We start from the raw sequence: 5982 nt of genomic DNA, 5'->3' as shown, positions 1-5982 counted from the left end.
TATTTGTGGCGACCTGCTCGATCATCTTTACTTGGGTGTTGGGAATATTGATTCATTTATATCGTGCTTTGCTGATGAGTATTTCGGTCTTACTCCGCACCGTCAAAAATCTTTGGGGGTTGGTGGTAAGTCGCGCTATCGCCCCGGTATTCAGCAAGCAATAGAGGAATATGGTCTGGCTGCGGTTTTTGTCGGTGAGTTTGCCTGTTCCGAAAAGAGAAAGCTGCAGCGAGTCCTTCTCAAGATGCAGTATGTGGTGAGAATGGTGATACACCTATATACCGGCATGCGTGATCAAGAGGTGATGCGTATGTCTTATAACTGCTTATCTGATCAAGTCGTGAGATGTTCAGTGGTTGATGATCAAGGTTTTATGCGCGATCAACCGCAATCAGTACACATATTATCGACTACCACGAAGTTTAGCGGTTACAAGAAAGAAAGCGCATGGTTCGCGGCAGGCGAAGTCGTCAAGGCGGTCGAGGTTGGCCAGGCGATTTGTCGTGGTTTAGCCCGGCTCTATAGGATTGAACTGGATGATCGTTGTCCGCTATTCATCAATCCGTCCGTCCTGTGTAAAACGAAGAATTGTGCAGAAGTTGGTGTAACAGACTTTACATTGAGAGCAACGATGGGCAGTGCTTTGAAATCCTTATCGATTCAATCAGAGGATTTACAAGAGTTGGCTCAGAGCGACCCTTCTCGTGACTTTTACAATGAGCCAGATTTTGCAGTAGGCCAGCCCTGGCCGCTGACTAGCCATCAATTCCGACGTTCGTTGGCCTTCTATGGAAGCAGTAGCGGCTTTCTCTCGCTACCGACTCTGCGAGCGCAGTTCAAGCATATGACCATTCAGATGGCGCGCTATTATGCGAATGGCTTTGATAACTTGCGCACCATTTTTGGCTACTATGACGAGAAGAAAATAGACTTCGTGCTACCATATAACCACTTTGCTTTCGAGTTCCAGATGGCCATGCCGATGTCGGTGGCCAATCAGTTGATTGCAGATCTGCTGTTCAAAGAAGAACCGCTGTTTGGTGGCACCGGTTCATACATGCAGAGGCAGAAAGAACGTGTTGAAGCTGGCGAGATAAAGATTGAAGATATTCGTGCCGATACAGAGCTTCGGGTGAAGAACGGTGCAATTAGCTATCGGCCAACGCTACTCGGTGGTTGCACCAAGGTGGGCCGCTGCGATTCCTTCATGCTCGGTGACTATACTGAATGTTTGTCCTGCGAGGGTGCGATTATCAAGCCCTCCAGGTTAAGTGCGGCCATTGAGGATGCGAAAAACGAGTTGTCAAACTACGCAGAAGACTCAGGCGAATATCAAATTGTGAAGGGCGATATTGAGCGCCTAATGGTTTTCAAGACTCGCCTGATCGACACTGTGGAGCTTTAGTCATGAAGTCTGGTGAAGGAATAAGCAAGGGGGTTGGTGCCTGTCAGGAAGCTTTGCAGCGCCTTCTCGATGGGAAGCCTTTTATGCCCGAGCATGTAGGGCTAGACCTATCCAAACTTACCGCGAGCATCGTCAGTCATGAGGCTGGATTTGACCGTGGTTATCTGAAAAAGTCTCGCAAAACACATTTGCCATTACTCGCAAAGATCGAGGCTTGTCGTGCTGAGGCTGACAAGGGCTGCGGCTCATCAAGTGGTAAAAGCATTAAACGTTTAGCAGATAAAGTTTTGTTTTTAGAAAAAGAGCTGGCGATGGTCAGTTCGCAGCGTGATCGAGCGCTTACACAGAACCTCCAGCTATGGGCGCGCGTGAGAGAACTGGAACTAGCTGAGCGTCAGAACAAGTCACGCCGGGTTCGGCTACATCATTGATAGATTTACGCCTCCTCGACAGCATCACAAGCGTCGGGGAATGTTCTAGCTAGTAGTCTGGATAATGAGGTTAGGGCCGACAGCATTAATGCAATTTCAAGCCTTCTTGAGCGCCAGCGTCGATCAGGTGGGCTAAAGCTCTGACGCCTGAGGCAGTAGGCCGCATGGATCGCATGCAAGCACGCTTGCGATGCGATACAGCTTCTCGACGGTGATGTTGACCTCGCCACGTTCGATCCGCCCTACGTAGCTGCGGTCGATATTGCACGCCAGCGCCAGTGCATCCTGGGAAATCCGGCAGGCCTTCCTCTGCACTCGGATGCGTTCCCCTAACGCTTTCGCCAACTTATCCATGACCGTCTCAATTCAACTTGAGGCGGCACTATCGTGCGTTTGCGGACGCACAGGCCACGGATTATAATCCGCATTTCTTTCGCGCTAACTCTTCTGGTGCCTCAATGAAATCGGCCTCGTTTATCTTCGACAGGCGTCTGTATGAGCTGCTTCAGGAGCCAGGGCGTACAACCTTTACGACCCGTGAACTGCGCGATGCCTATGCTGCTCGCCTGAATGGCACACATTTCCGTATCGCCGATGTGCGACGCTATGTGTATGAGCAGATCCGTCGACTAGTGCGCGCGGGCTGGGTTGCACTGGACGAGGACCGTCGTGTCCGAGGACAGGTCTACCACCTGCAGCCGATTCCGGCACACCTACAACTGGAACTGATCGACAACGGTTTTGAGAGCAGCCTTATGGCTGCCGGAGTGCCCGAACCAGACACGGCGGTACGCGACGTGGAGGCTTTGCCGGCCAATACGGATTTGCAGTTGGAGGCGCTCCACAAGGAAATCCGCTTGGACTTTCTCACTTCAATGGGCGAGGCAGAGCGATTCAAGCTGCTTCTGGACGAGATGCCGCATTTGCGCGACAAGGTTGAAGGCGATTACCTGGAGGCCAGGGATCGCAGTTCTCGCCTTCTGGGCCATTTACGCGCCATAGAAAAGACCCTCAAAACGCTCGCAGCGCCACGATGAGCAGATCGCTACGCAGCTGGCAGAACAGCTGCATCACCAAGGCGTTGGAGCACCTTACCGTCACGCAGCACTTCTTCTGCCAGGCAACGCCGGGAGCCGGGAAGACGCGCATGGCCGCGGAGCTGACCAGCCGACTGCTTCAGCAGGACAGAATTGACCTGGTGCTGTGCTTTGCGCCGTCCTGCCAGGTCGTGGAGGGTTTTCGTTCGACTTTTTCGGAAGTGCTAGGCAGACGTCTCGATGGCCAGATGGGTGCCGTGGGGGCGGCCTATACCTATCAGGCCATGGAATACCGTGATGAGGGATTCTGGCAGCTTCTTGATGACTACCGGGTGCTTGTGGTCTTCGATGAAATCCACCATTGCGCCGGCCACGATCCGCTCCTCAGCAATGCCTGGGGGCAGCAGATACTGCACCGGATACAGGATCGCGCTGTCTTCACGTTGGCCCTGTCTGGCACGCCCTGGCGTTCGGACGACAAGGCCATTGCCTTGGCTCGCTATTCGTCGCCCGAAGGGCATTTGATCTGCGATTACCGCTATGGCTTGAAAGACGCCATTGCCGACGGCGTGTGCCGATCCCCTCGCATTGTGTTGCTCGATAATCAGAAGGTGAAACTCACTGAAGAACTTGGCGCGGATAGCTCCGTCAGGCTGTTTCCCAGCATCGCCAAGCTTTTGGGGGAGTCACCTGTCACCTATGAGGAACTGCTGCGCCATGACGACGTGATCAATCCAATCCTCGACCTTGGCTACAGCAAGCTCAACGAGCTACGCCAGATCAAGCCTGATGCCGCCGGCTTGGTGGTGGCTACCGACATCGAACACGCTCAGCAAATAGCCCAGGCTCTGGAAACAATGGGTGAAGAGTGCCGTATCGTGACCAACAAAACCCCGGATGCGCAGCAAGTGATCAATGCATTCCGCAGCAACACCTGCCGCTGGATTGTCGCCGTAGGAATGATCAGCGAAGGCACCGACATTCCACGCCTGCAAGTGTGCTGCTATCTCAGCCGTATCCGCACCGAACTGCATTACCGGCAAGTGCTGGGACGGGTACTGCGACGCACAGGTGAATCGGATGACCAGGCTTGGCTATTCATGCTGGCAGAACCGAAGCTTCAGGGCTTTGCGGAGCGAATTGCAGATGACTTGCCGGATGACCTGGCCGTTTTGAGAGATGTGCAGATGCCTGGATTTAATCCAGACTCAAGGCCTGAACCGATGGGTGCTTCGGGCCATGTCAAGGGTATCGGCGATGCTGGGTTAGGTGGCGCAGAACCTGGTATTGGGTCGCAGGCTACGAACATCATTTCGCTGGGTGGCTTTGCAAATGAGCCCGCTTACCAGGTCAGCTTTTCCCAGCATTACCGGCAGCAGCTACTGGCTTGTTTCTGATGCTCAGCCAGTCGAGGCTGCTCGAATGATGCCGGTGTGCATGAATCCATAACCGGCCGGTGCCGCGTGGAACGTAATCGTGAGGTGCGTATGGAGGTTAGGTCGCAGGCATTGGTCGATGTCGTTGAGGATGTGATCTGCGACGTGTGCCGCTCTGGAACTCGTATCCCTGGCTATGGCCTTCAATACGGCAAGCTTGAAGCCCAATGGGGATATGGATCACAGCATGACGGAAAGCACTATCGGGTGCATCTCTGCGAGCCCTGCTTTTTCAGGGTGCTGAGTGGATTGCGTCGGGAGTGTATGGTCAATGGCATGTTCGATGATGAGCAGCCATTTTCCTCTGAGGATTTTGGCTTGGTCAGCAAGGGTAACTACTGGGAAAAGAGCTGATGACAGGACTGCGGCTGAGCGATCTTCTTGAACCCGTCATGCAGCTTGCTTACGAAGCAGGCCTACTTATTGAGTCAGAGCTTAATAGACCAGACGGCCCAAGGGGCAGTGGCTTTAAGGCAGACGTCGATGTTGAAATCGAGGTACTTCTGCGACAGCGACTGAAGCACATCCTTAATTGCGATTTTGTCGGAGAAGAAACGGGCTGCGAGCTATCAGGCCACCCATTTAGTTGGGTTGTTGACCCCAATGATGGAACAGGCGACTTCCTCAATCGTCGGCCGGGCTCTGCCATTTCTATCGGATTGCTGCATAACGCAACGCCAGTGCTGGGCGTGGTTTACGCCCCCGTCACGCCTAGTGGTCCTGACTGCATAGCATGGGCTGAGGGTGCACCGGCTTTACTGCGTAATGGTCGTCCCGTGAATAATGACCTGCAATCTGCGATCTTGGGTAAGCGTCCAGCCAAGTCACCTTCCGAACTCCAGCATTAAGGGCGATGGTGTCCGCGTATTTTTAAGCGGACGCGTTCGTCCTTAACGTTAGGATTTCCATGCGCCAACGAAGCTCTTACCCCGAACCGTTCAAGGTCCAGGTCGTTCAGGAATGCCTACAACCGGGTGCGACCGTCTCCAGCGTTGCCATCCGCCATGGCATCAACGCCAACGTCATTCGAAAATGGCTACCGCTTTACCGAGATCAGCTACCCGCGGCGTTGCCGGCGTTCGTTCCATTGAGGGCTACGCCCAAACGGCCGACTGCAGCATCGGTGATTATTGAGCTATCGCTTGGCGAGCAGTCAGTCACAGTGAAATGGCCAGTGTCCGATCCTGACGGCTGCGCCCGCTTTGTCCGGGGGCTTGCCCCGTGATCCGCATCGATAGCATCTGGCTTGCCACTGAGCCGATGGACATGCGCGCCGGCACCGAGACCGCATTGGCCCGTGTAGTGGAGGTATTCGGTGCGGCGAAGCCGCACTGTGCTTATCTGTTCGCCAACCGCCGCGCCAACCGCATGAAAGTGTTGGTGCATGACGGTGTAGGGATCTGGCTGGCCGCGCGGCGATTGAACCAGGGCAAGTTTCACTGGCCAGGCATCCACCGCGGCTCGGAAGTTGAACTCGACACCGAGCAGCTTCAGGCTTTGGTGCTCGGTTTACCTTGGCAGCGGGTTGGTGCAGCCGGTGCGATCACAGTGCTGTAGCGCCGGCCATTAGCCCATCGCTTTATCTGCGCTGATCGCCTGCTCTGGCACAATCAGCGGCATGACTTCCTCGCCCAATCTCGACCAACTGACACCTGGTGGTTTCGTCGGGGATG

Annotated in this window: 9 protein-coding genes; 8 read left to right on the top strand and 1 reads right to left on the bottom strand. The window is 54.4% G+C overall.

Annotation, left to right across the window (positions count from 1 at the left end; genetic code table 11):
• Nucleotides 1-1405, top strand: a 1405-nt coding sequence (locus YA0848_RS34640) for an integrase (protein ID WP_198731565.1), incomplete at its 5' end; no start/stop codon positions are given.
• Nucleotides 1406-1407: 2 nt separating this feature from the next.
• Nucleotides 1408-1836: a hypothetical protein gene (locus YA0848_RS34635; protein WP_010562495.1), complete on the top strand. Its 429-nt coding sequence runs from the start codon at nucleotides 1408-1410 to the stop codon at nucleotides 1834-1836.
• Nucleotides 1837-1968: 132 nt separating this feature from the next.
• Here YA0848_RS34635 and YA0848_RS34630 read toward each other — a convergent pair whose 3' ends face one another.
• Entirely contained in the window at nucleotides 1969-2190 is a 222-nt protein-coding gene (locus YA0848_RS34630; RefSeq protein WP_010562496.1) for a helix-turn-helix domain-containing protein, read from the bottom strand.
• Nucleotides 2191-2294: 104 nt separating this feature from the next.
• Between YA0848_RS34630 and YA0848_RS34625 the strand changes: the two genes are divergently transcribed.
• From YA0848_RS34625 to tnpB, 6 genes are all read left to right on the top strand, one after another.
• Complete coding sequence (locus YA0848_RS34625) at nucleotides 2295-2873, top strand: hypothetical protein (protein WP_003127304.1); 579 nt, start codon at nucleotides 2295-2297, stop codon at nucleotides 2871-2873.
• A complete protein-coding gene (locus YA0848_RS34620) occupies nucleotides 2870-4270 on the top strand; it encodes a DEAD/DEAH box helicase (RefSeq protein WP_003127305.1) in 1401 nt (466 codons plus the stop codon). The genes YA0848_RS34625 and YA0848_RS34620 overlap by 4 nt, the downstream gene beginning before the upstream one ends.
• Nucleotides 4271-4360: 90 nt before the next feature.
• Nucleotides 4361-4663, top strand: coding sequence for a hypothetical protein (locus tag YA0848_RS34615; protein WP_003298444.1), 303 nt, complete (start codon nucleotides 4361-4363; stop codon nucleotides 4661-4663).
• The gene (locus tag YA0848_RS34610; protein WP_017340928.1) at nucleotides 4663-5157 is read left to right on the top strand and encodes an inositol monophosphatase family protein; all 495 of its coding nucleotides are present in this window, start codon (nucleotides 4663-4665) and stop codon (nucleotides 5155-5157) included. The genes YA0848_RS34615 and YA0848_RS34610 overlap by 1 nt, the downstream gene beginning before the upstream one ends.
• 59 nt (nucleotides 5158-5216) lie before the next feature.
• On the top strand, nucleotides 5217-5534 hold the full coding sequence (tnpA, locus tag YA0848_RS34605) for an IS66-like element accessory protein TnpA (RefSeq protein ID WP_010562498.1): 318 nt from the start codon (nucleotides 5217-5219) through the stop codon (nucleotides 5532-5534).
• Complete coding sequence (tnpB, locus tag YA0848_RS36275; RefSeq protein WP_010562499.1) at nucleotides 5531-5866, top strand: IS66 family insertion sequence element accessory protein TnpB; 336 nt, start codon at nucleotides 5531-5533, stop codon at nucleotides 5864-5866. Before tnpA ends, tnpB begins: the two co-directional genes overlap by 4 nt.
• Nucleotides 5867-5982 lie beyond the last annotated feature (116 nt).

The organism is Pseudomonas sp. S4_EA_1b (genome assembly GCF_016307435.1).
Taxonomy (GTDB): domain Bacteria; phylum Pseudomonadota; class Gammaproteobacteria; order Pseudomonadales; family Pseudomonadaceae; genus Aquipseudomonas; species Aquipseudomonas rhodesiae.
Note: the sequence above shows the minus strand (reverse complement) of the source record. Positions and strands in the feature narration are given on the sequence as shown.